This is a genomic window from Peribacillus suis (genome assembly GCF_059384845.1).
In genome coordinates, this window is record NZ_CM182019.1 from 2,186,591 (window position 1) to 2,210,148 (window position 23,558).

Annotated in this window: 26 protein-coding genes and 1 pseudogene; 6 read left to right on the plus strand and 21 right to left on the minus strand. The window is 39.5% G+C overall.

Going from position 1 to position 23,558, the window contains the following annotated elements; translation table 11 throughout:
• Positions 1 to 25 precede the first annotated feature (25 nt).
• From cls to AC503W_RS10630, 4 genes are all read right to left on the minus strand, one after another.
• Positions 26 to 1,483 carry a cardiolipin synthase gene (gene cls, locus AC503W_RS10615; protein ID WP_402868691.1) on the minus strand — a complete coding sequence of 486 codons (1,458 nt, stop codon included), beginning with the start codon at positions 1,481 to 1,483 and terminating at the stop codon, positions 26 to 28.
• 248 nt (positions 1,484 to 1,731) lie between these two features.
• On the minus strand, positions 1,732 to 1,995 hold the full coding sequence (locus AC503W_RS10620) for a metal-sensitive transcriptional regulator (protein ID WP_402868692.1): 264 nt from the start codon (positions 1,993 to 1,995) through the stop codon (positions 1,732 to 1,734).
• Between the two features lie 136 nt (positions 1,996 to 2,131).
• The gene (locus tag AC503W_RS10625) at positions 2,132 to 2,578 is read right to left on the minus strand and encodes an SRPBCC family protein (protein WP_427687060.1); all 447 of its coding nucleotides are present in this window, start codon (positions 2,576 to 2,578) and stop codon (positions 2,132 to 2,134) included.
• 206 nt (positions 2,579 to 2,784) lie between these two features.
• On the minus strand, positions 2,785 to 3,393 hold the full coding sequence (locus AC503W_RS10630) for a flavin reductase family protein (protein WP_494914140.1): 609 nt from the start codon (positions 3,391 to 3,393) through the stop codon (positions 2,785 to 2,787).
• Between the two features lie 575 nt (positions 3,394 to 3,968).
• Between AC503W_RS10630 and AC503W_RS10635 the strand changes: the two genes are divergently transcribed.
• A complete protein-coding gene (locus AC503W_RS10635) occupies positions 3,969 to 4,568 on the plus strand; it encodes a nitroreductase family protein (protein ID WP_494914142.1) in 600 nt (199 codons plus the stop codon).
• A 165-nt stretch (positions 4,569 to 4,733) separates the two neighbouring features.
• Here AC503W_RS10635 and AC503W_RS10640 read toward each other — a convergent pair whose 3' ends face one another.
• From AC503W_RS10640 to AC503W_RS10650, 3 genes are read right to left on the minus strand one after another with little or no spacing between them, the layout of a single operon-like run.
• On the minus strand, positions 4,734 to 5,795 hold the full coding sequence (locus AC503W_RS10640; RefSeq protein WP_494914144.1) for an alpha/beta fold hydrolase: 1,062 nt from the start codon (positions 5,793 to 5,795) through the stop codon (positions 4,734 to 4,736).
• Between the two features lie 2 nt (positions 5,796 to 5,797).
• Positions 5,798 to 6,232, minus strand: a complete 435-nt coding sequence (locus AC503W_RS10645) for a hypothetical protein (protein ID WP_427687052.1) — start codon at positions 6,230 to 6,232, stop codon at positions 5,798 to 5,800.
• A gap of 22 nt (positions 6,233 to 6,254) precedes the next feature.
• Entirely contained in the window at positions 6,255 to 7,031 is a 777-nt protein-coding gene (locus tag AC503W_RS10650; RefSeq protein ID WP_407408609.1) for an SDR family oxidoreductase, read from the minus strand.
• Between the two features lie 202 nt (positions 7,032 to 7,233).
• On the opposite strand from AC503W_RS10650, the gene AC503W_RS10655 reads away from it, so the two are divergent.
• Entirely contained in the window at positions 7,234 to 7,686 is a 453-nt protein-coding gene (locus AC503W_RS10655; protein WP_402988461.1) for an OsmC family protein, read from the plus strand.
• A 46-nt stretch (positions 7,687 to 7,732) separates the two neighbouring features.
• Here the strand turns inward: AC503W_RS10655 and AC503W_RS10660 are convergent, their stop codons facing one another.
• The 6 genes from AC503W_RS10660 to AC503W_RS10685 all read right to left on the minus strand — a co-directional run bounded on the left by AC503W_RS10660 (position 7,733) and on the right by AC503W_RS10685 (position 11,037).
• A complete protein-coding gene (locus AC503W_RS10660) occupies positions 7,733 to 7,984 on the minus strand; it encodes a YkuS family protein (protein WP_402868709.1) in 252 nt (83 codons plus the stop codon).
• A 108-nt stretch (positions 7,985 to 8,092) separates the two neighbouring features.
• Positions 8,093 to 8,254, minus strand: coding sequence for a hypothetical protein (locus AC503W_RS10665; RefSeq protein WP_407408608.1), 162 nt, complete (start codon positions 8,252 to 8,254; stop codon positions 8,093 to 8,095).
• Between the two features lie 97 nt (positions 8,255 to 8,351).
• Positions 8,352 to 9,290 (minus strand): magnesium transporter CorA family protein, encoded by a 939-nt coding sequence (locus AC503W_RS10670; protein WP_402868713.1) that lies wholly within the window; start codon positions 9,288 to 9,290, stop codon positions 8,352 to 8,354.
• A gap of 19 nt (positions 9,291 to 9,309) precedes the next feature.
• Complete coding sequence (locus tag AC503W_RS10675) at positions 9,310 to 9,435, minus strand: hypothetical protein (RefSeq protein WP_402868715.1); 126 nt, start codon at positions 9,433 to 9,435, stop codon at positions 9,310 to 9,312.
• Between the two features lie 192 nt (positions 9,436 to 9,627).
• On the minus strand, positions 9,628 to 9,894 hold the full coding sequence (locus tag AC503W_RS10680) for a YbyB family protein (protein ID WP_402988456.1): 267 nt from the start codon (positions 9,892 to 9,894) through the stop codon (positions 9,628 to 9,630).
• Between the two features lie 60 nt (positions 9,895 to 9,954).
• Positions 9,955 to 11,037, minus strand: coding sequence for a nitric oxide synthase oxygenase (locus AC503W_RS10685; RefSeq protein ID WP_402958711.1), 1,083 nt, complete (start codon positions 11,035 to 11,037; stop codon positions 9,955 to 9,957).
• A gap of 266 nt (positions 11,038 to 11,303) precedes the next feature.
• On the opposite strand from AC503W_RS10685, the gene catR reads away from it, so the two are divergent.
• Both catR and AC503W_RS10695 read left to right on the plus strand, forming a co-directional pair.
• On the plus strand, positions 11,304 to 11,627 hold the full coding sequence (gene catR / locus AC503W_RS10690; protein ID WP_402868720.1) for a catDE operon transcriptional regulator CatR: 324 nt from the start codon (positions 11,304 to 11,306) through the stop codon (positions 11,625 to 11,627).
• Between the two features lie 132 nt (positions 11,628 to 11,759).
• A complete protein-coding gene (locus tag AC503W_RS10695) occupies positions 11,760 to 12,674 on the plus strand; it encodes an NAD(P)/FAD-dependent oxidoreductase (RefSeq protein WP_403122732.1) in 915 nt (304 codons plus the stop codon).
• A gap of 96 nt (positions 12,675 to 12,770) precedes the next feature.
• Here AC503W_RS10695 and AC503W_RS10700 read toward each other — a convergent pair whose 3' ends face one another.
• A complete protein-coding gene (locus AC503W_RS10700) occupies positions 12,771 to 12,917 on the minus strand; it encodes a lmo0937 family membrane protein (RefSeq protein WP_402868724.1) in 147 nt (48 codons plus the stop codon).
• A gap of 259 nt (positions 12,918 to 13,176) precedes the next feature.
• Here AC503W_RS10700 and AC503W_RS10705 point away from each other — a divergent pair, with 259 nt between their 5' ends.
• Positions 13,177 to 13,503: a DUF2680 domain-containing protein gene (locus AC503W_RS10705; protein ID WP_402958705.1), complete on the plus strand. Its 327-nt coding sequence runs from the start codon at positions 13,177 to 13,179 to the stop codon at positions 13,501 to 13,503.
• Positions 13,504 to 13,690: 187 nt separating this feature from the next.
• A complete protein-coding gene (locus AC503W_RS10710) occupies positions 13,691 to 15,667 on the plus strand; it encodes a S9 family peptidase (protein WP_494914149.1) in 1,977 nt (658 codons plus the stop codon).
• Positions 15,668 to 15,715: 48 nt separating this feature from the next.
• Here AC503W_RS10710 and AC503W_RS10715 read toward each other — a convergent pair whose 3' ends face one another.
• The 7 genes and pseudogenes from AC503W_RS10715 to AC503W_RS10745 form a co-directional block, all read right to left on the minus strand.
• Complete coding sequence (locus AC503W_RS10715; protein ID WP_402988437.1) at positions 15,716 to 16,147, minus strand: CBS domain-containing protein; 432 nt, start codon at positions 16,145 to 16,147, stop codon at positions 15,716 to 15,718.
• 55 nt (positions 16,148 to 16,202) lie between these two features.
• A pseudogene (locus tag AC503W_RS10720) lies at positions 16,203 to 17,041 on the minus strand (MBL fold metallo-hydrolase).
• 101 nt (positions 17,042 to 17,142) lie between these two features.
• Entirely contained in the window at positions 17,143 to 18,126 is a 984-nt protein-coding gene (locus tag AC503W_RS10725; protein WP_427687044.1) for an ABC transporter permease, read from the minus strand.
• A complete protein-coding gene (locus tag AC503W_RS10730; protein ID WP_427591216.1) occupies positions 18,119 to 19,033 on the minus strand; it encodes an ABC transporter ATP-binding protein in 915 nt (304 codons plus the stop codon). Before AC503W_RS10730 ends, AC503W_RS10725 begins: the two co-directional genes overlap by 8 nt.
• The gene (locus tag AC503W_RS10735; RefSeq protein WP_427687042.1) at positions 19,030 to 19,827 is read right to left on the minus strand and encodes an SGNH/GDSL hydrolase family protein; all 798 of its coding nucleotides are present in this window, start codon (positions 19,825 to 19,827) and stop codon (positions 19,030 to 19,032) included. Before AC503W_RS10735 ends, AC503W_RS10730 begins: the two co-directional genes overlap by 4 nt.
• Before the next feature lie 261 nt (positions 19,828 to 20,088).
• Positions 20,089 to 21,261 carry an MFS transporter gene (locus AC503W_RS10740; RefSeq protein ID WP_427687040.1) on the minus strand — a complete coding sequence of 391 codons (1,173 nt, stop codon included), beginning with the start codon at positions 21,259 to 21,261 and terminating at the stop codon, positions 20,089 to 20,091.
• Between the two features lie 42 nt (positions 21,262 to 21,303).
• A complete protein-coding gene (locus AC503W_RS10745) occupies positions 21,304 to 23,490 on the minus strand; it encodes a PAS domain S-box protein (protein ID WP_427687038.1) in 2,187 nt (728 codons plus the stop codon).
• Positions 23,491 to 23,558 lie beyond the last annotated feature (68 nt).

The following is a 23,558-nucleotide window of genomic DNA, read 5'->3' on the forward strand; positions in this document are numbered from 1 at the left end:
ATGTATTTTTATCCGATACACCACATTATAAAATCGGTGATACCAGTCTCGCGATGGACTCCTTAAATCGAATCCACTTAGAACGTTTTTCAAATTCTTCTATGGTTAACGGTTTGGAAACCTCTATATCCCTATAAAAAATCTTCGTCAATTTTTCGGCAATTCCTTCGTCATAAATGAAAGCATTCACTTCAAAATTCAGTTTAAAACTTCGGACATCGATGTTTGCCGTCCCGACCGAAGAAACTTCTTCATCCACGACAATCATTTTTGCATGGATAAAGCCCTTATCATAGATATATACTTTAGCCCCTGCCTTTAATAACTCTCCAACATTATAGAGGGTTGCCCAATATACGAAAAGATGGTCAGGTTTATTGGGAATCATGATATTTACATCAATACCCGATAAACTTGCAATTCGGAGCGCATCCAATAAGCTTGCGTCCGGAATGAAGTAAGGAGTTTGAATAAGAATTGAATGTCTCGCTGAAGAAATTAATTTAATATAGCCATTCTTTATTTGTTCCCATTCCGAATCGGGTCCGCTGGTTACAATTTGCAAATCGGTAGTACCTTGATAAACAGGGGTCGGAAAATAATGCGGTTGATAGGTTATGTCATGATGCTTCGATGCTTGATTCCAATCCAGAATGAAACGGGTTTGGATGGCTTTAACTGCAGGGCCCTTGATTCGAAGGTGTGTATCACGCCAATATCCAAATTTGGGATTCAACCCTAAATATTCATCTCCTACATTAAAGCCGCCAACATAACCGACTTCCCCATCAATAATGACGAGTTTACGATGATTTCGAAAATTCAAGCGTAAATTTATGAATTTCAACTTAGATGGAAAGAACGCTTCCACTCGCCCACCTGCTTGTCTAAACTCCTTAAAAAAGCCTTTTGTCAATTTCCTCGATCCCAATTCATCATATAATAAGCGGACCTTCACTCCTTCATTGGCTTTTCTGGTCAAAGCCTCGATGAACCGCTTGCCCAGAACATCTCTTTGGATAATGTAATATTGAATATGTATATGATTTTCAGCCGCTTCAATATCCTTAAAAAGTTGTTCGAACTTTTCTCTTCCGTCCGTAAAAATATCAACCTGATTATCTTCCGTTAATACGGCATCATTATATCGAAGGTGCATATAGATCAAATCACGATAATGGCTCGATGAATTATTACGATATGGAAAATCGTCTGTGCTAAGGTCAATCATTTGTTTTTTTAGGATTTCCTCAATCCCGATCTTCTTTTTGTCCTCCCACTGAAACAAGTGGGCGTGTCTCAAACTCGTCCCGAAAAGGAGATATAAAATAAAACCAACAACGGGAAGGAAATACAAGACTAACAGCCAGGCCCATGTGTTGCTTGCTTCTTTTCTTTCAAAAAATATTACGACCGTGGCAAATAATATATTTAAAATAAGAATGAGACCGAATAATACGGATGTAATTTGCGTTATTTCCATGGCAATTCCCTCACATAATTTTTATCCCTTTAAGAATAACACGCAAATCCTTTTATAACAAAGCGATATCGTGCTCTAACTGGCCAAGATGTAGTTGCATTTCCCGAGATTTCAAATAAAAAATCCAGCTTCCCTATATAAGCGGTGCTGGATCCAATCCATTAATGAAAATTGATGATACCTACGTAATCCTCTACCCATATTATGATTTGCCTCTACCATGTAAAAGTAAGAAGAATCTTTAATCATCAGCGACTTTTCACCAACAAATTAACTGCTTCTTTAACAAGATCATCAGGGTTCTTGTCTCCAGACTCGTTTGCTTCACGTACACACTCTACAAGATTGGAGCTTACAATTACACCTATCGTCCGATCTATGGCAGATCTTGTAGCAGACAATTGGGTGATTACCTCCCTACAATCCTTATTATCTTCCATCATTTTCAAGATACCCCGTAGTTGACCCTCTATCCGTTTAACACGGTTCTTCATTTGCTTTTCATATTCCATGTGAGGTTTACCTCCTATTTCACTTTACATCCTTTATCTTACCACGTGCTTATTACTATGTTCATCCCTTTTCCCAGAGTTTAAACGTATTTTACATCTTATACCCCATGAGAGATGTTTTAGCCAATGTACCAAATCACCTTTTTTGCAAATGAAGCCTTTGAGCAATGGTTTCAGCAAATTCAACCGTCATTTGTGGGACATGGGATTTCATTAATGCGTTGATAATAGGGGCCTTTGCTCCTTTTGCTGTAATATCTAAGCACCCAGTCATCTTTGTTCGCTTCATTTCTACACTTTCAGCCAAAAAGTAACCATATCCATCAAACTTCTCGTTTATTCCCTGAAGATTGAACGTGATCTTATTTGGTACTTGCCATTCCATTATCTCAACTGCCAACTTGATTTTCTTTTTCATTAAACCGAGATCACTCTTAAACTCCCAAATAAGGGTGCGTTCATTTAATAGTTCGTGCTTGATATAGCCTGGCACTAGCGGTGCCCATTGTTCAATATCACTGACAAATGCCCAAACTTTCTCAATAGGTACGGATAAGTCAATACTATGTAATCCTTCTGTCACTGGGGGTCCCCCTTACATATTTTACTACATCATCAAACCCTATGCCTTCCATACATTATTAGAACCACTTTAAATCCAGAATGTACTTGAAAAATGAGCCATGCCACCTGAAATGGTTACCTAATTCATAAGAAATCTTCTCTATGAAAAAAGACGATATCTATTGATAGATATCGCCATTTGTCAAATTAAGGGTCGAGGGGGAATCAAGGACGTTGTAGTTCAAATAATTCCCCAAGTTTCGTATAAGTTTGTCCAGCCAAACGAGCTACCGGCTTAAGACCATTCTGGTCGATTCTTCCTTCATGATAGATGCCTTGGTCGATATGATAGCAGACTACTCTACCTATTAATAAATCACAGCCTGGATCGTCCACTGAACCCGCTAAAGGAATAGCTCGTTCCAATTTACATTCAAAACGCACTTTTGCTTCTTTCAAGCCAGGCACTGCCACTTTATCACTAGCAACAGTGGTAAATTTAGTGAGAGTTAATTCACTCTCTTCAGGTCGGAGCTCTGCCGCCGTTTGGTTAACATCTTCAACAATGTCCTCATCTGTGATATGAACGATGAATTCCCCACTTTTAATCGCATTTCGGGCGGTATCCTTTTGGACTCCTTTTTTTCTTTGAACAGAAACAGAAAGCATAGGAGGATTGGAACTGACTATATTGAAAAAACTAAAAGGTGCTGCATTTATTACGCCAGTTTCTGATTGTGTCGTAATAAGAGCAATGGGTCTTGGAATTAAACTCCCCGTCAGAAATTTATAATTTTCCCGCTCACTTAAGCTTTCAGGATTTATTGAAATCATTTTTTATCCCCTCTCAATTATAATTAGTGCTCAGATCAAAGAATAGCCATGATCACTTCCACAAAGAGTGTGAATGGACCACCTCATTGCCAAAGCCTGACTGAATTCCTCTTATATTTTCATACTCTTACTCAGAAATACTTATTTATATGATTCGTGATCTCTTCTTCGCGAAAGAACATCTCCTATGTACTCGGACCATAGAAAAGTTGCACCGCAAACTAACAAAATGCCTAGGCGAGCGATTCCGTGTCTCAATTGTAAACACCCCTAGGCTTAATGAATCCCTACGACCATGAAAACTACGCCGAACCTGTAGAATTCGTTGAAACACCGGGCGGTCTCTATGAGGATCGAGTGAAAGCTATCTATAATTCTATTATATAGAAGAAAAACAAAAAGTCAGCCTGCAATTGCAGAATAAGACGGATTTTACTCGCCGCTTATACCCCACTTACCTACCCTCACCAATGCCAAAAGTAAACACCATTGGCCTGAATCCATTAATTTCTTAACATATTCCTACCATTACGAGGCACCATAATTATGTAGTAGATTTAATGGAGGTTAGTAGCATGAAGAAAGATTTTTGGCAGGCAATTGAAGATAGACGGTCCTATTATGGAATCAGCAAAGAAGCGGTTGTCCCAAATAGCAGAATTAAGGAAGTGATCGATCATGCTGTTCAATATTCCCCAACAGCGTTCAATTCTCAAAGTGCAAGAGTAGTCGTTCTAACAGGTGAAAGCCACAATCAGTTTTGGGATATCACCAAAGAAACCCTCCGCAAAATCGTTGATGAAAAAGACTTTAAACAAACAGAAGACAAAATGCTTTCCTTTAAAAATGGATATGGAACTGTACTATTTTATGAAGATCAATCAATAGTGGAACATCTTCAGGAACAATTTAAATCATATGCGGATAAATTCCCTATATGGTCCAATCAATCCTCAGGCATGTTACAATTTGTGGTTTGGACCGCCTTGGAGGGTGAAGGATTTGGAGCCAGCCTCCAGCATTACAATCCATTAATTGATGAGGAAGTTACAAAAACATGGGATTTGCCGAGGAAGTGGAAACTAATTGCGCAGATGCCATTCGGAAAACCAACTGCTGAGCCAGGGGATAAAGAAATCGTTCCGCTTGATGAGCGAGTGAAATATTTTCCATAAAGAAAGGCTGGTTCATGAGTGAGCCAGCCTCATTTGTTCTAAATTAAAGTTCCCCTGCAAAAAACCTTGAGAATATGACCGATGCAAATCCTAAATATCCTAACACTGACATAACTTTATATTCATTATTTTCCTTTATCATGGTATATAGCCCCCTTCTCCGCACTATTTTACTTTCTTGATGGGTGAAGATCGCGCAGGAAGCCACTCTTTAAGATACTGGGGTAGATTACCGGCATAGTTGTTGGAAGCATGTCCACTTTGAAGGAGTTTGTAGGTTTTGTCCTTACTTTTTAGAAGCTTCATTATGGGGGAAATCATTTCCTGTGGTACTAAACGGTCGTTTTCACTTGCAACCACTAGAACGTTTGCATCAATATTGGTGATTTTTGCTTTTTCACCCTTCACTTTCAAGTGTCCCTTAACCAGACGGTTATTGATAATAAGGTCATCTGTTAGTTGTTTTGCAACTGCACCAGATAAAGGGACATGACCATTCGTCCAAGCGTTGAACCTACGCCAGTTTTGAACATATTGTTCATTATCCGCTTGATTTAGCAAAGATAAATATGGAGAAAAGTAAATAGGTGAAGTGATTAATCGAATGCCATTTTTCACCCCACTGGCCGGTATGACTTTCATGATGTCAAGCACTTCATCAAAATTGGCACTTCCATCCCTCATCGATGCCTGCCATTGATCGAATACTTGCGAATCACTAAAATCGATGGGTGTCACCGAAAGAATCAGGTTTCTAATTGGCTCATTTGCAATAGCAGCATACATCGTAGCTATCGTCCCACCCAAGCAAAAGCCCATTATGGAAATTTCCGATGCACCTGAGTGAAGAAGTGCACGCCGTACCCCACTCCGGATATATTTTATAATATAATCATCTATCGTCGTATCTCCGTCTTCATAGCCTGGACTACCAAAATCAATCAAATACACTTCGAAGCCTTCGTTAACAAAAGCTTCTATCAAACTATTTCCTGGTCCTAGATCAAGAATTACAGGTGTATTAATCAATGAATAGATGAGAAATACTGGTACTTTATATTTTTTTTTGATCGGCGGATAATACCATAATGTTGATTTGTTCTTGTTCCAAACCCGTACCCTCGGTGTAGTGCCCATTTCCGGCATCGGCTGATTTGGAATATCCAAAAAGTGTTTCCATTTAGGCGTCGCCATAGTTTTACGACCTGATTTATTCATTTCCTTCATGTTCATAAACCTTTTACTTGTACCTTGGCGTTGGATAATAAGGAATCAAAAAGAAAGTCACTGATCTTCTTTTTATCACGTCCCTGCCCTGTACTTTCCCTTTTTTTATTTCGTGAACTTCTTCTACTGGATCGTTTTTCCCCTTCAGTGAGATGTAAAAGTAGCTCTTCAACCTTGTCTACTTTTTCCTCAAGTTGAATGACTAATTTGGCTACATTAGCAACATCCTGTTTGGTTGGGTAATTCATGATGATGGACATTCTCTCCGAAGCTTCCTGAAACTTATTTATACGCGGAACCTGTTGCTGTGAATTGTTGCTGATGGATTCAATAAAACTCCTATTATTAATGAACTCACGAATTTTATCATTTAACTCTTGTTCTTTTTGAGTGCCCAAGAGTTTTAACCCTTTATAAAAATCTGTTTTTTTTGGCATTAATGTTTCCCCTCTTCTTTGTTTAGATTGTAGCGGCGATGCCTCCATCAACGATCAGAACATGCCCCACTATATAGTCTGAAGCCTTCGACGCTAAAAGTATTGCCGCTCCTTTTAAATCCTCACCATTACCAAATCGATGTGCCGGAGTTTTTCCAAGAATGTCATAATCGGATTCTTCAAGGATTTTCTTTGTAATCTTAGTTGGAAAAAAGCCTGGTGCTATCGCATTCACCTGGATACCATGTCTAGCTAATTTGACACCAAGATCTTTTGTCAAGGTAATGATAGCTCCCTTGCTAGTGTTATAAGGAATGGTCACCATCAACTCAGGGTGAGTGCCTCCAAGCCCTGATACCGATGCGATATTAATAATTTTCCCGGATTTTTGTGCCATCATGATTTTTGCTACGGCCTGTGAAAACAAGAATGTACCTGTAACATTAACGTTCATTACCTTTTCCCATTTATCCTCGGGAATATCTTCTAACGGACCCGACCATGAGGTCCCGCTATTATTGACAAGAATGTCAATGCTACCGAAATGATCCATTGTTTCTTTTACAACTGAATCAATATCGCTTTTGTTCGTAATATCACATTCAATGGCCAACGCCTTCGTACCCATTGAATGTAAGTATTTACAAGTTTCTTCACATACAGAAAGTTTCCGTGAAGCAATTACAATATTTGCACCCGCCATAGCCAGTGCCAACGCTATTTGTTTTCCGAGACCTCTCCCGCCTCCTGTTACAATAGCCGTTTTATTCGTCAAGTCGAATAGATCCAATGTAGTCAACTCCCCAGCCCCTTCATTATAAAATCATTTCTTTTACAATCTATATTATTATAGAAAAGCCTATACGATATTGTGCTTAAAATAGTCTCATGCCCCAGCCTGTTTGGAATTATCATTTTCAACAGCTTATGGACGGTGCATACTCTACACGAGCAAAATCCCCCAATAAGGTTTAAACTAAAGAAATGTAGGGGGGAGACTTATGACATTACATCATTTTCATTTACGCGCGAATTGGCCTGGTGGAAGAAATGGCACTGGTACGATACAGGCAGGTAATTTACAAACGGAAATTAGTGTGCCTCCGGAAATGGATGGACCGGGGATTGGGACCAACCCAGATGAAATGCTGCTCGGTGCAGCATCTACTTGCTATATTATTACGCTTGCGGCCATGCTTGAACGAAGCCATATTGAAAAGGCCAGTTTGACGATGGAATCCGAAGCCTTTGTGGATGTTACGAATGGGGTATTCACATACAAGAAAATCATTCATCGACCATCTCTTGTTTTAACTGATGAAGCTACGGATAAGGACTTGGAAAAAGCCCGAAAACTTGTGGATAAATCGGAGGCCTCTTGTATGATATCGCGTGCCATCAAAGGCAACGTGGAAGTAGAGGTAGAACCGGACATTTCCATCGCTCCACGTTAATGTAAAAAGAGTGCCTAACCACGATTCAAGGATAGGCACTCTTTACTTATTGGATGGAGTTCATTTTGTTTTCTACCTGACGGCATACTTCATCAGCCGTTAAACCGTCTGCATCTATAATGGAAGCTTTGATGGAAGTATCGCTGATTCCCATTACGTTCGTTTCCAAACCTGTTACAACACAACAATCCAAGTTCTTCGCATCTGCTTCTTGCTTGATTTCAACTACATCAAAACCTTTATCGCGGAGTGCTTCTTGGATATTCGTTAATGATTCTTCAACACCGATTTTTGACATCTTCACACACCTCCTCTACGTTTAATGATTTCCTTTCCTTGGGCAATTTATGTATGGTCCTTATTTTCCTTAAAGACAGGAAGAGACCTAATATCGGTCTCTCATTCTTCATAAATTTTGTTTAAGGATTTCTTCTTGTATTTGCTCATTTTTTAATGGTTCATCACCATTTTTCCCTGCCTTTGATTTTCCTCCCACAGCTCGCTTCGGTTTCATATCACTAGTCTTTAGATTATTATTGGGAGCTGCCTGTTCATTCCATTCAGTCATCGCGTTCACCTCTCTAATGTTTAAAGTTCCCCTTGTTTCACGAATTCATGAATTCTTTCTTCATAACAAAACCGGCTTCACTAGAAAGCCGGTTGTTTTAAAAATATTTCTTTTTCCAAAATATAAAGGCTGTTGTGCCTGCCAGACTGATAGCAATTAATAAAGTGAAGATAAAAGCGTATGGGTTATGCTCAAATGGTAGATTCACATTCATTCCATAGAAACTTGCCACCATGGTCGGGAGCGTTAGTATAATCGTAACCGATGTTAGGAACTTCATGGCATTATTGACGTTATTGGATATAATGGATGCGAATGCATCCATCATCCCGCTCAAAATTGATAGGTACACTTCAGCCATTTCAATCGCCTGGCCATTTTCAATGATTACATCCTCTAATAATTCTTTATCTTCTTCATACATTTTCAAGTAATTAAAACGGAGGATTTTGTCGAGAACAACCTTGTTTGACTTCAAGGATGTCGTGAAGTAAACCAGACTTTTTTCCAATGCCAAGAAGGTGTACAGTTCTTTATTTTTCATGGACTGATGCAGTTCTCGTTCGGCTTCATTAGTCATCTTGTTGATTTGCTTAAGATAACGTAAATAATAGGACGAGATTTCAAATAATATCTGCAGGGCAAATCTTGTTTTCTTATTAGAGTAAAAACCTTTGATTTTATTATTTTTAAAATTGGTTAAAATGGGTGAATCTTTGAGAGATACCGTAATGAAACAATCATTCGTAAAAATCATGCCGATTGGTATCGTTTCAAAAATGGGCAAGTCCGCTTCATCCTTTGTCAAATAAGGGAAATCGACGATAATCAGTAAATGATCATCCTCTTTCTCTATACGAGGCCGTTCCTCATCATCTAATGGATCTTTCATGAAGTTAATCGGTACTTGCAAAGTGGAGCAAATATATTGTATTTCATCTTCTGTCGGTGCCACTATGTTCACCCATGAACCTTTCGTCATTTCATCGGTTACGTTCAGCATGCGGCTTTCATTCGTCTTGTATATCTCAATCATTCAAACGACCTCCTCTTTCTTAGAGAAAGCTCAATTTACCATCTTCGAGTAGATACTCATGGAGAATAACAGTCTCGACGTCTAGCATCATATCGGCTTCCTCTTGCTTACTGGGTTCAGGGTCGTCATAAGAACTGATGCCCACTCGTATCACATCCTTTCAATTCCTTTATCTTAATCCTAAATCTTCTAAAGCACAATAAATAATTCCCCAAGCTCTTTTCACACCATATGAAAATGCTGACTAGTTTCTTAAGCGCTATAATTGGTTAACTTTCTAAAAAAATCATTTCATAAAAAAATCGCTTGGGATATTTCCCAAGCGATGGTGTTTCATTTAAGTGTGCTTCACAGTATTATAGTAATTTACGCTATACATAGCGCCTTCATCCACCATTTTATTGTCTTCGTGATCATATGGGTCAGGATGTCCTGCCTTTTCAATTAAGGGATCTACCGATTGTCGTTTATTCCAAAAACTCATTGCCTTCGTTTTTGCACTGGACCATACATTTTTCGCTTTCCCTCGGTTCGTTTTAGATAAAAACGAGACTCCGGCAACTCCGACTCCGAGCAGTACTACATTCTTTGCTAATGCCATCATTACCTTCCTCCTTAACGTTGGATTAATATATATGTACCCTCACCTATTAAATGTAAACATTCATTTAACGTAAGGGGCCTTTTTATAAAAGAAGTTGGGCTTAACGATTTCATTTTGATACGATTTATGAAAAACATGCGTCGTTGCTGGAGAGACAGGTGGAATTAGCCATGTCCAGTCCCCCGTTACATTCCGTTTACATGATGCCTCCCTTTCTTCGAAAAGCTTAAATTGCTTGGCGGCTGTATGATGGTCAACCATACTCACACCAGCTTTTTTAAACGAATATAGAACCGCTTCATTCAGTTCAATCAGTGCCCGATCCTTCCATAATGTGGAATCTCTTCGAATGTCCAATCCCATTCTCTCTCCGATGCTGGGAAGCATATTGTAGCGATCCTCATCCGCAAGGTTTCTAGCCCCAACTTCAGTCCCCATATACCATCCATTAAATGGGGCCGCCGAGTACGAAATACCGCCAATCTCCAGTTTCATTCCGGAAATAATGGGCACAGCATACCACTTAAGACCCAAGTCCTGGAACCAGGAAAACTCAGGATGGCCAATTGGTACTTCTTTAATGATTTCTTTCGGGATTTCATATACTCTTGGAACTTTTCCGCCTACTTGAATCACGAGTGGTAAGATATCAAACGATCCATACTTCCCCTCCCATCCCAAGGCCTGACACTGTTTGGTGAAAGCTATCGAACTAGAATCCCCAACTATGCCCGTTTCCGTCTCATATCCGGCATATCGTATAAGCTGATGATTCCATATCTCTATCTTATTTTCTATGTCCTGCTGTTTAAAAACGGTGATGATTGGCCTGATATTTCCATCATTCGTTGCCCATTCAATATGCTCAATCAAGGCAGACACAATATCATCCTCACTTTGGAGAGCCCTTTTATCTAGCACCCGCAATGAATCCCAAAACAATCTACCAATACAGCGATTACTATTTCGCCAGGCCAATTTAGCCCCATATTCCAATTCTTCCGGCGTATGTTCATACCTACCCGTATCTTGGATTTCCTTTTTGATTTGACTAATTCTATCCATCGCTTCTTCATCTGTTTTACCCATTTCATCATGATATATCTTGATGAAGGAGATGGCTTCATGTAGTAATTCACTCATCTATCCCACTAATCCTTCCATCTATACTGACCTGAGATACTAATAACGTATCATAGATCTTATCTCTATCTCTAAAAGAATACCTTAAAGAAATAGTATTTCTTTAAAAGATGTGACAATTTCTGGTCAACACGACCCATCAATCTTACTATATGTAAGTAGCTATACTTTTTTATATAACAACCTATACAGTAACTAAATAATATTCAGTAAAGTTGTTACATACGAGGTAAATGCTTTATAATGAATACCAACGGGGTGATATGATGAATAATGTGACACTTTGTCCTCGATTTGAAAAAGGCATGCAAATCTTGAGTAAACGTTGGACAGGATTGATCGTCAATCAATTACTTAATGGACCTCAACGGTTTTGCAATATTGAATCTGCCTTCCCAATCAGTGGCCGAATTCTTTCTGAACGGTTAAAAGACTTGGAATCTGAAGGCATCGTAAAAAGAGATGTTTACCCAGAGACACCTGTCAGGATTGAATATTCTTTAACAGAAAAAGGCGAAGCGCTTGCACCGGTGATTCACGAGATACAAAACTGGGCACAAGAATGGATCAAACCCATAGAGGACCAATAGGCTATCCTATAAAAGAGAGGAACCATATATAGAGGTTTCTCTCTTTTTTATGTCTTACCTTTGTTTATTCGTATATGTTCAGTGGTATATTTTTCTCATAAAGGGTAACTCCTAAAAGCAGGCGGTGAATTTATGAAAAAAGTGGACTGCATCATTATTGGAGGAGGCATCGCCGGTTTACAGGCTGCCATCCAACTCGGAAGATACAATCACAATATAGCGGTGATAGACGCTCAGAAAGGCCGTTCATTGATAGCTAAAGACTATCAAAACATTCTAGGTTGGCCTGAAGGAGTGAGCGGAAAACGGTTAAGGAGCCTAGGGAGACAGCATGCAGAAAAGTTCGGAGTCGAGTTCTTCGACGGTACCGTGACCTCACTCGAGAAAAAAGAGGATCTTTTTATAATGTGCACAGATGATGATATCCATTATGAAGCGAAAACGATTTTTCTTGGGACAGGCGTTACCGATAACATTCCAGCTATAAGGAATCTCTATCCTACTCTTGGTATCTCCACTTATATTTGTCCAGACTGTGATGGGTATGAAATTAAGCATAAACAAACAGTGGTCATTGGTGGGGGAAATACGGGGGCTAACATGGCGCTCACCCTTTTATATTGGTCAAAAGCTATCATCTATGTAAACCATTCAAAAACCAAGATCAATGAAACGTTCAGAAAAAAGCTAGAGGAAAACCAAATACCTGTATTCGAAGAAGAAGTAGAGGAAGTTAAAGTCGATGAATCTCAAAATCTTCAAGCTATCCAATTGGTAAATGGGAAAAGGATAGAAGCAGAAAAAGCTTTTGTAGCATTTAAAGGGAACAAAATAAATAATGCACTTGCCAAACAACTTGGTGTTGATGTAAATGAGACAAATCATATTCATGTGAACCCACGTACGAAAGAAACAAATATTCCGGGAGTATGGGCTGGAGGAGATCTTGCCGCCCATTCCGAGCAAGTAACCATTTCAATGGGGGACGGAACTCAGGCTGCCATTTGGATTCATAAACGCCTGATGGGTGAGCTACCTCCTGATTAGGGGACAGAAAAAAGTATCGGTACCCTCATTCAAGGAAACCGATACTTTTTTTATAAACTGTGTATTACTATTACTATTTAGCGCTACGCTCGACGTCTACCTTCGGCGTATACCTTGAAATACTTTTACCAGGATCAATATGACTGCAATGATAAGCAGGATGTGGATAAAACCCGCCGCAATTTTAAATACCAAACCGAGAATCCATAATAAGATGATGGCACCAATTATCGTCCAAAGCATTGTACTCTCTTCCTTCCTTCATTGCAAACACTTACAGATATCCTTCTAAGCCATTGCCGTAAGCGTGTGCAAATTTAATCTTACATATAAAATACCCCAATCTTCCACTAACAAACCTACTCTTCCGCCAACAAAAATATACATAAATCTGTTAATACTGTAAAAGATAATCATGTAAAGTTCTTGATCAGGATAATTTCCAGATTATATTCATGGGTGGTACCCTTATGGTGAAAAAAATTTAAAAGGAGTGTTTTAAATGAAAAAAATAGGTGTAATGGTTGCAATCTTTTCCCTATTACTTTGCATGCCGATCCTTCCTGCTTCAGCTGAGGAAAACCAACAATCCGTTAAGCAGGATAACGTACAATTCACAGAGTCCCAAAAAACAGAATTAGCCACTATCCAAAAAAGGATACTAGCAGACAAAAAGGAGTTAATTGAAAAATATGTGGAATATGGTGCACTTTCTAAAGAAGAGGCAGACAAAATGTACGCACATTTTGAACGACACTACAAAATGATGGAGCAACATGATTTTCAAATCCCTTCGCACCGCCCACATACAAAACACATGCCAAAGTAATGAAATGACTGATTTTTCTTCTATTCCGCCCTATACATAGGACGGAATTTTTTCATCCTAGGCACTTATTCATTCTCGTGCCTGAATATTCGCTGTGCACTTGTTTCCAAAGTGTAAAATATTTACTAAAGGATTTGGAATTCCCTGTAGCGAATACATAGAGACGAGAAATGAAAGGATGAAGAATATGCACAAAAAAGGAATATCAGCAGAAGACCTATTTCAGATGAAATCTGTAACCGATCCAAAACTTTCACCCGATGGCAGCATGGTCATTTATGTACAAACCACCATCGATGAACGAACGGAAAAATACATCTCCAACTTATATATGTATAGCCTGATCACCGCTGAAACGAAACAATGGACATTCGGGAATCACCGTGATACCTCACCAGGCTGGTCACCAGACGGAAAGTACATTAGCTTCTTATCAGACCGTTCTGGAAAAAAACAAGTTCATATCATTCATTCAATCGGTGGGGAGTGCCGACAGCTGACGCATTTCCTCGATGGAGCAACCAATCCCATCTGGTCCCCTTGTTCGAGAAAACTGCTGCTATCCACTATGGTACCTGAAAATAAGGCGGTGTTATCCGAAAGAGAAGAAGAAACCTCATGCAAAGATGTACAGCGTTATAATCAGATAAAATACAAATGGGATGACAGAGGATATTTCAATCATCACTATAGTCAACTCGTCTTGGTGGATATAGTAAATGGTGAATTCAAATTACTAACGGAAAATCTGACGGACAGTCACCCAAATGCCTGGTCTCCAGATGGTTCTCAAATCGCTTATGTTAGCGGTGAACCGGGGAAGAGTGATTTGGACCTATTCACAGATATCTACATTATGGATGTCAAGACGAAAATTTCCCGAAAAGTAACTGGCAGCTCTGGATATTACCGTGATCCAAAATGGTCCCCTAATGGTGAATTCCTTTCCTACATTGGCCACAACAAAGAATTTGCCGGTGCAACCTCTTCAAAAATCTGGTTGTACTCTGTTTTGGATGAAACCATACAATGTTTGACGGAAGGTTGGGACGTTGAAATAGGAAGCTCCGCCATCGGTGATTTCCAAATGGGCGCAGTGGATCCTGGCATTCTGTGGACGAATGACAGCCAAGGCTTTTACTTCTTAATAAGTGATTATGGAAATACCGGTGTTTATTATGGATCGATTGAAGGGGCCATGTACCCTTCCCTTCTCGAGCCTCAACATGTATATGGGTTAACAATCAACCCGGATAGCCATCATGCCATCGTAGCCATAAGTACACCTGTTCATCCCGGTGATTTATTTGTTTATAACCTCATGACTGGCGATAAAGAACAGATCAGCTTTGTAAACGATGAATACTTACAGGATAAAACTATAGCTATTGCCGAGCCCATTTCCTTCCGTTCAACAGATGATACCCTCATCCACGGCTGGATCATGAAGCCATGTGAATTTGTGGATAATAAAAAGTATCCCCTCATTTTAGAGATTCATGGTGGGCCTCATGCAATGTATGCGAATAACTATGTTCACGAATTTCAGACTTTGACGAATGAAGGCTATGTTGTATTGTTCATCAATCCACGCGGAAGTGTTGGATATGGACAGGAGTTCGCTAATGCCAACCGTGGTGATTATGGTGGAATGGATTATGAGGACTTAATGGCTGCTGTAGACTATGTTCTAGATTCCTACTCCTTTATTGACGCTGAAAAGTTAGGTGTAACGGGTGGCTCCTATGGAGGGTTCATGACCAATTGGATTATCGGTCATACAAACCGCTTCAAGGCGGCTGTGACCCAGCGTTGCATTAGCAATTGGATAAGTTTCTATGGAGTCAGTGACATCGGATATTATTTCACCGAATGGGAAATTTCAGGAGATGTCATTAACTCACCAGAAAAATTATGGGAACACTCCCCATTAAAGTATGTAGCAAATGTGCAAACTCCTTTGCTATTACTTCACGGGGAAAAAGACTATCGTTGTCCTATTGAACAGAGTGAACAATTTTTTGTAGCATTGAAAAGGCAAAAAAAAGAAGCGGTGCTTGTTTCCTTCCCAAATGAAAACCATGAAGTATCCCGAAGCGGGTCACCCAAAATGCGTCTTCGTCATATAGTGGAAATCAAGGAATGGTTTAATAAGTACCTTTAAAAACAAAAGAACTCTGCTAGCGTTCCCGCTAGCAGAGTTCTTTTGTTTTTAATGTTGGATCTGATCTCGGTTCTCAGAAATAGAATGTAAAGCGATACCCGCTTCGGAAATTGTCTGATGGTGAACGGCAAGGTCGCCCAAAGCGATAATACCAACCAATTTTTCCTTTTCTACAATCGGCAGTCTTCTTACTTGTTCACTCGCCATCAAATCCTCTGCTTCTTCCACTGACATATCCGGCGAACCCGTAACAAGGTCTGTGGAGATAATATCGGTGATTTTTGTTGAATTTGGTTTTTTCTCTGCGACAGAACGGGTAACAATGTCCCTATCTGTAATAACACCAATTAAACGATTGTTTTCTAAAACGGGAATAACTCCGACATTACCATCCTTCATTTTTAAAGCTGCTTCGTATACATTATCTTCAGCCGTACAAAAATCCACATCGGATGTCATAATATCTCTTATTTTCGTCATATAATTCCTCCATCTAAATGAGATCTTAATTTATTCGAAAAATAGTGTTTCTTATTTATTCTACGTATTCCCCGTAATCTGGCCTTGCAATAGAATCAAAGTTCCTTGCTAGGTTTGCTAAACCTTTCGTAAGTTCCTCTCCTTCAATCGGATAACCATGACCCGTTATCGCAAGCCTCGGCTTTAAATCAGCTAGGGTTAATACCGATTGTTTGGCTGCATCCCAATCAGTTGTCAAATAGCGTGGAGGACCAGTCAATTCTTTTTCCTGAGTGATGACTTTATAAAGGGAATCTTGTCTGACGTTAACAAAAGCATCACCCGCAATCAAGCTTCGATCGCCTTTTCTAAAAAGGGAAACATGCCCAGCTGAGTGTCCAGGAGTATGGATCCATTTCCAGTCGGGAAGTCCGGGAACACTATGGTCATCTGGCAGGGGCTGAACTTGCTCAGCCAAATCAATTCCCTCGTTTGGAAACATCCAAGATATCTTCGCGACCAAACCACCTTCCACCGTGGGATCAGGTTCTGGATAATTCTCTTTGCCGGTTAAATAAGGCATTTCATTTATATGTGCATAGACCGGAACCTTCCACACTTTCAATAAATCTACTAGTGCTCCAATATGGTCGAAGTGTCCATGAGTGAGGATAATGGCCTCTGGAGGATGATTTTCTCACCATAAATCTCTTCAGCTTCTTTCTTGATCATATCTGCTGAACCGGCCATACCCGCATCAATCAGGACCCACTTCTTTTCATCTGGTGATCCTATGAACACGACATTCACAATTTGAATAGGAAAGCAATATAAATCCTTATTCACAAACTGACCTTTCCCACTGGATACTGATGTCATTGGAATGATTTTTTTGTTCAAATTATTATTATCCATAAGCCCCTCCACTTATTGATTTACTAAACGTTGCTTTCATTTAAAAGGATACCCACCTTTGAATAATAAAAACCGGCCTTGATGCAACAAGCCTTCCTCGATTAAAAAACATCCTTCCGTGTAAATACCGAAAAAGATACAAGCAGGGCAATGGCCCACCAAGCAAGTAGGGTAATCATAGATGATGATAAGGTCATACCCTCGATAGGAGGTGCTGTCCCACTAACATATGAGGTCAACTTTAAATTCACCATAAAGAAATATTTAGCCGATTCCCAAGAAGAAACCATGTTGCTTAAAATGGCTCCTGATATTAGGGAGGCGAGCATGATACCCATCCCTGCAGGTGTACTTCTAACTAGTACTGACAACATGAATGAAAGGGTTCCTACCACTACGGCCACCAGCCAGACTAGGCCCATATCCATCAAAAGGAATTTCCATTGTTGGACCATTCTTACCTGGCTTATATCCACTTCTCCTCCGCCATTTATGCCAAAACCGGTAATGGTCGGAGCATTCCAGCCATGATACCCAAAAACAAGACCTGATAGAAAATAAGCGAGAAAAGCGGTCATCGCCACTATCAAGGAAACAGCCAATAACAAAGTAATATATTTACTCAAAAGTATTTGCCATCGTTTCACAGGCCTAGTGAGCAAGAGTTTAATCGTTCCCTGACTACTCTCCGAGGATACGAGGTCACTGGCTACAATCATGATTAAAAGGGGAATGAATAGGTCTATTGAATTCTCCAAAAACATACGTGTAAAAGTTGCAGCCCCAGGTTCTGAAGGGTTAATGTCGTGGTCTAGATAATATTGCTGCTGTTTTAGGGTGACCTGAAGCTGCTCTCTCCATTCATCCAACATCCTGCTTGAGCTCAATCTGTTCTGAGTATCGATGATTTGCTGTTGAACTGCAGTACGCCAATCATCAGTACCTAACTTCTCTCTTTGCTCCTCCACTTGTTTATATTGTGCGTATGTAAACATCAACACTAGTATACCTACGATAATTCCAATGATGAGCAGCCGTTTCTTTGCCAATAACTTCATCATTTCATTTTGAATCAGGTTACTCAATTCCAGCACCCCCACTTCCGGTTATTTGTAAAAATAACTCCTCCAAGGCTGGAAGTCTACGATTCATTTCAAGTACCTTCACACCCGCAACATTCAGGGCGGCATTCCATTCGGGAGTCCTATGTTCATCAAATTTTGTGACGATATAATCGTATTCCACCATTATATCCGTAAACGCACTAAGGATTTCGCTTCCCTTTTGCAATGGCTCAACACGCCAAATCATCTTTTCCTGAGTCTTTAATAAATGTTCTACCGTATCAGTTTGGATGATTTCACCTTTTGTAATAATGGCCACTCGATCACAAAGAAGTTGTATTTCCCCCAGTAAATGGGAAGATACCAAAACACTCATGCCTTCTTCTTCTGCAAGTTTCCTAATGAACTGGCGCATTTCACGGATTCCTGCGGGATCAAGTCCATTTGTCGGTTCATCCAGGACCAATATTTTAGGTCTGTTTAGCATAGCTTGTGCTATACCAAGCCGCTGCCTCATACCTAACGAGTATGTCTTCACCTTTTCATGAATCCGAGCCTTAAGACCAACTAACTCAATGACTTCATTCATTCTTGATTCATCAACACCCGGTAGCATTCGTGCAAAATGGAGCAGATTGTCCCAACCACTTAAATATGGGTAAAGTTCTGGATTTTCTACTATACAGCCTAAATTCTTCATGGCTTCCGTAAAGTTTTTACGTACATCGTACCCACATATTTCAATGGAACCTGATGTTGGCTTAATTAGGCCAACCAACATTCTGATAGTCGTCGTTTTCCCGGCCCCATTCGGACCTAAAAAGCCGAATACTTCCCCCTCTCTTAGCTCAAACTCTATTCCCTTTATGATTTCCCGCTTGCCAATCGTTTTTTTTAGATTCTTCACGCTCAATGTCACATTCCTCATTTTGCTTCCCCTTCCCATTGAATTAAAGGAGAGATCCTATCCGCGATCAAACGATACCCTTCCTTATTGGGGTGAAATCTATCCGAATACAAATACTCATTCACTGATAACTGAAATAAATCAAAAGTCGGTACGAATACGGCATTTTCATAGGTCGCAATCACCTCAGCTGTTTCGTTATTCCAATCCCGAACAATTTTATTTGTATCAAAGTCTTCATCCAATTCGATGAAGGGGTTGTACAAACCGACCATGAATATGGTGGCTGAATCATTTAATTTAGTGATTTCCTTTAAAGTCTCATTCAAATTTTTCAAATAGTCCTTTTGCAATTCACTGGTAACCTCAAGATCATAATCAAATAAGGTCTGACCTTGCTGAAAAAGATCATTCCCGCCGATTGTAATCATGATGACATCCGCTGACTGTATTTGGCGACCTATCTCCGATTGTTTCACCTGTTCAGCCAATTCTTTGGATACTTGCCCCTTTACTCCAAGGTTATGAACAAGGGGTTTGTTATTAAAGCGACTTTTCAAGTCTTCGACCACAAGGCCCACATAGCCTTTCCCTGTCTCATCGCCAGTTCCCCGAGTCAGAGAATCTCCTAAGGCCACTAAGGTGAAATCATCTGGAACATTTTTTTCTATTGATTTTGAATTCGCTTCTTTCAATTCCACTTCAGAGGATTTTTCTCCATAGTAATCGTAAAGTGTCCACCCTACACAAAACAGAAAAAACAGTCCGATAAGCGCTGCTATAATAGTTGTTGCAATAACCCTGACTTGGCTCAATCACATTCATCCTTCCGATGGTTTACTTAATTCCATTAAAACACATTATTTCCAATAATAAAAAGATGTCGACCCCGTTAACTAAACTGTCCGTTCTTTTTTTCATAAACGCATGACAACCATGAGCCGATTCCAGTAGGCTTCCACGGTAAAAACAAGATAACCTACCAACTAGCACCGTATTAAACTCAATGGATTAGCAAACAAAAAAAGACTTATTCACAAATGTGAGCAAGTCCTTTAAAAATTATAAATTCTTTACTATATGGGCTGACCTCCCGTCTTTCCCTCCATTATCATAAGCCATACCGTAAGTATGATACCAAGCACCGAAAGACTTCCAAAAAAGAGATAAACCATGTAAATACCTGATGTATCCATGATCATGCCGCCGAAAAATGTACTGAACCAATTACCGAACCCGTTCCCTATCGCAGAATAAAGTGTGACTGCCGTAACGATATGAACTGGTACAACCTCTTTAATATATTGCAGACCTGCTGGAATGAATAATCCAAGTGAAAAACCTTGCATGATAGATGAAATATAAACAATGGCTAAACCAGGTTCCATAAAATAGAGAACCCATCGGACCAGCGAGGCACCCCCTGCCAATAACGTGATTGGCAGCAACCCCCATTTATGAATCCAACTTCCTGCGAGACGTAAGAATGGAATTTCGGACAGCACCGCGAGCAGAAATGCAATGCCGATTCCTGTATAGGTTCCACCCCTAGCCTCCACGAATAGGCCATAATAGACGTTATTCGCCAGGTTGGGACCAAAAATCAGGAATGTTACGGCAAGAAAGACGACAAAACGTTTCATAATAAAAAGTTCCTTTATTCCACTGAAAAGCTTTGCTTTTTTTTGCGATGACTCCTCGGGTAAATGCAGAGCTAGAAAAGCAGCAAAAAGAAGGCTGATAAAAAATACGTAGAAAATAACGGATGGGCCTATGAAAGTTTCCGATAACCTCCCCATCACAAAAACGGCAACCCCAAAACCAAGCGAACCATATAAACGGATTTTCCCATAATTCGCGTTGATACTCGTCGTATATTGCAAGGTGATGCTATCAGACACAGGGATAAGGGCACTTTGAAAAACTGCCAGTCCCACTGAGATGCATACTAAAAATAGAAAAGGTTCAAATAAAACATATCCTAACCCAAAAATTCCAGCAAATAAGGTAGTCAACGCCAGTATCCTAGTGGGTTTTCCAGTCCAGTCACAAATCAGTCCCCATATAGGTTGAAAAAAAATCATCACCAGTGGTCCAACAGACATGATGAACCCTATTTCAAATCCATTCAGTCCGACCTCATTAGCTAAATAGACACTTAAAAGTGGTGTCAAGCTACCTACCGCAAAAAAAGAAAGAAGATAAAACCCTTTTAATCGTGTTATATGAACCTTTTCAAGTTTATTCACTAAAATATCCCCCATGAAGTCATCTAAATACTATTACAAACACTAGACAGTTAGTCCCAGTTCCCTTTCTTGTCTCTTTCTTTCTTGCAACAACTCCAGAGGGAGGACAATGTTAAATACAGTCCCTTTATCAACTTCACTTTCTACAAACACTCGTCCTTGATGACTTTCAATGATTTTAAAGCTAACCATAAGACCCAGCCCATTCCCGGATTTTTTTGTAGTGAAAAACGGTTCACCCAATTTTCTTAATTGATGGGGAGGGATTCCTACTCCCGTATCTGTTATAGAAATATGAACCTTCCTTTCCCTTAATTCCATAGTGACCCTCATTTCTCCTCCTTGCGGCATCGCTTCCATTCCATTCTTAATGAAATTCAGAAAAACTTGTTTCAAACGATTTTCATCGCACTGAACATGGATTTCTTCTTGGAAACTAGTAAAGAAGAGTATAATATTTTTCTTCTTCGCATCATACTCAGTTAGCGAGATAACATTCTGTAAAATCGGGACGATATTCTTTGTTTTCAGATTCAAGGACTGTGGTTTTGCCAGATCCAAAAATTCTTCAATAATCTCATTTACCCGGTTGATTTCATCTAAAATGATATCCAAATATTCTTGTCGCTCACTATCCGTTTCATCTAATTGTAAGAATTCCGTATACCCTTTAATCGATGTAAGAGGATTTCTTACTTCATGGGCAACTCCTGCAGCCAGTTGTCCGACAGCTGCCAATTTATCCTGGCGATAAAGCATTTCTTCTGTTTGTTTTCGCTCTGTGATATCATAGCGAATCGCGAGAAATTGATAGGGTTTGCCTTCAACTGTATAAAAAGGGACAATCGTGGTATCCACCCAATAATAACTACCATCTTTCGCTCTGTTTCTAATTTCCCCTTTCCATACTTTGCCCTTATGTATGGTCTTCCACATATTCTCGAAAAACTCACTTGAATGATATCCGGAATTCACCATTTTATGCGTTTGTCCAATTAACTCGTTTCTCGTGTACCCAGAAATTTCAGAGAATTTTTCATTAACCTCGACGATGATTCCTTTATCATCAGTTACGGCCACGATAGACGATTGATTAATGGCATAGTACATATCACCCAATTCTTTAATAGAAACCTTTAAATCCTTCTCAGCCTTTTTCCGACTGGAAATATCAGATCGTATGGATATATATTGATATGGTTTTCCTTTCTTCATAAAGGGCACAATCGTGGTATCCACCCAATAGAGCTCCCCGTTCTTTGCCCGATTACATATCTCACCATGCCATGTCTGTCCATTACTGATCGTTTTCCATAGATTGAAAAAAAACTCTTTAGAATGATAACCCGAGTTAATGATTGAATGATTTCTTCCAATCAGTTCATGCTCTTCATATTGGGATATTTCAATGAATTTTTCGTTAACATAGGTTATGATGCCTTTTGCATCCGTAATGGCCACAATCGAGGATTGATCTAAAGCATAACGGATATCACTCACTTGGTTGTCACTCTTCACCAACCGTCTTGCAACAATTGTGCTCGAGCCAATTAAATTCGCTAGTATGAAAAGCGAAACAAAGCATACGAGATAAAGCATAAAGGGTGTTAATTGAGCGAGTCCTTTCATATTCACCATTTCTGGAGTAAGTGGAAGCCCTCTCAAAAAAAGAAAATGTCCTCCAATAATTGCTCCGCTCATAATAATCGTACTGACTGGTTTTAAGAAGGGTTGACTCCCTTTTCCATTATAAAATAATAGTGAAAATCCGCTTACAAACAACAAAAAAATTATAACTAGCGTACTACCTAACAACCATGGATTAAGTTCCAAGGACTTACTCAATGGATACAGGCCAATTAAATAATTTGATAAAAGAGCCATCGTAAACATAAAGCTACAGAAAACCATTTGCAACATGGAAGGGTTATGGGCAATGGCCAAAAGGCCAATCCCTACAAATATGGCTCCTAATATTAATGAAAGCATGATTAAGGAAAAGCTGTAAGCCGTAGTCCTGTCACTTTCATAAGTAAAAACATATACAAAATTCATCGTCCACATAGTCACTCCCATGGAGCAAGTACTTCCCAAATATAAAAGACGTTTATATTTTTCTGCCGAAATATATGTTGTCAGCAAATCCAAGGCGGTATAGCAAGCCATGAAAGTCAGGAGTGCTGCAATTATAAATAGGATTGGATTGGATGATACAATTGATTGTTCCATTAACCTTCTCACCTCTATCGTTCTATTATCCTATATTGTAATGTAAATTCCGAATTGCTTAAAGACTT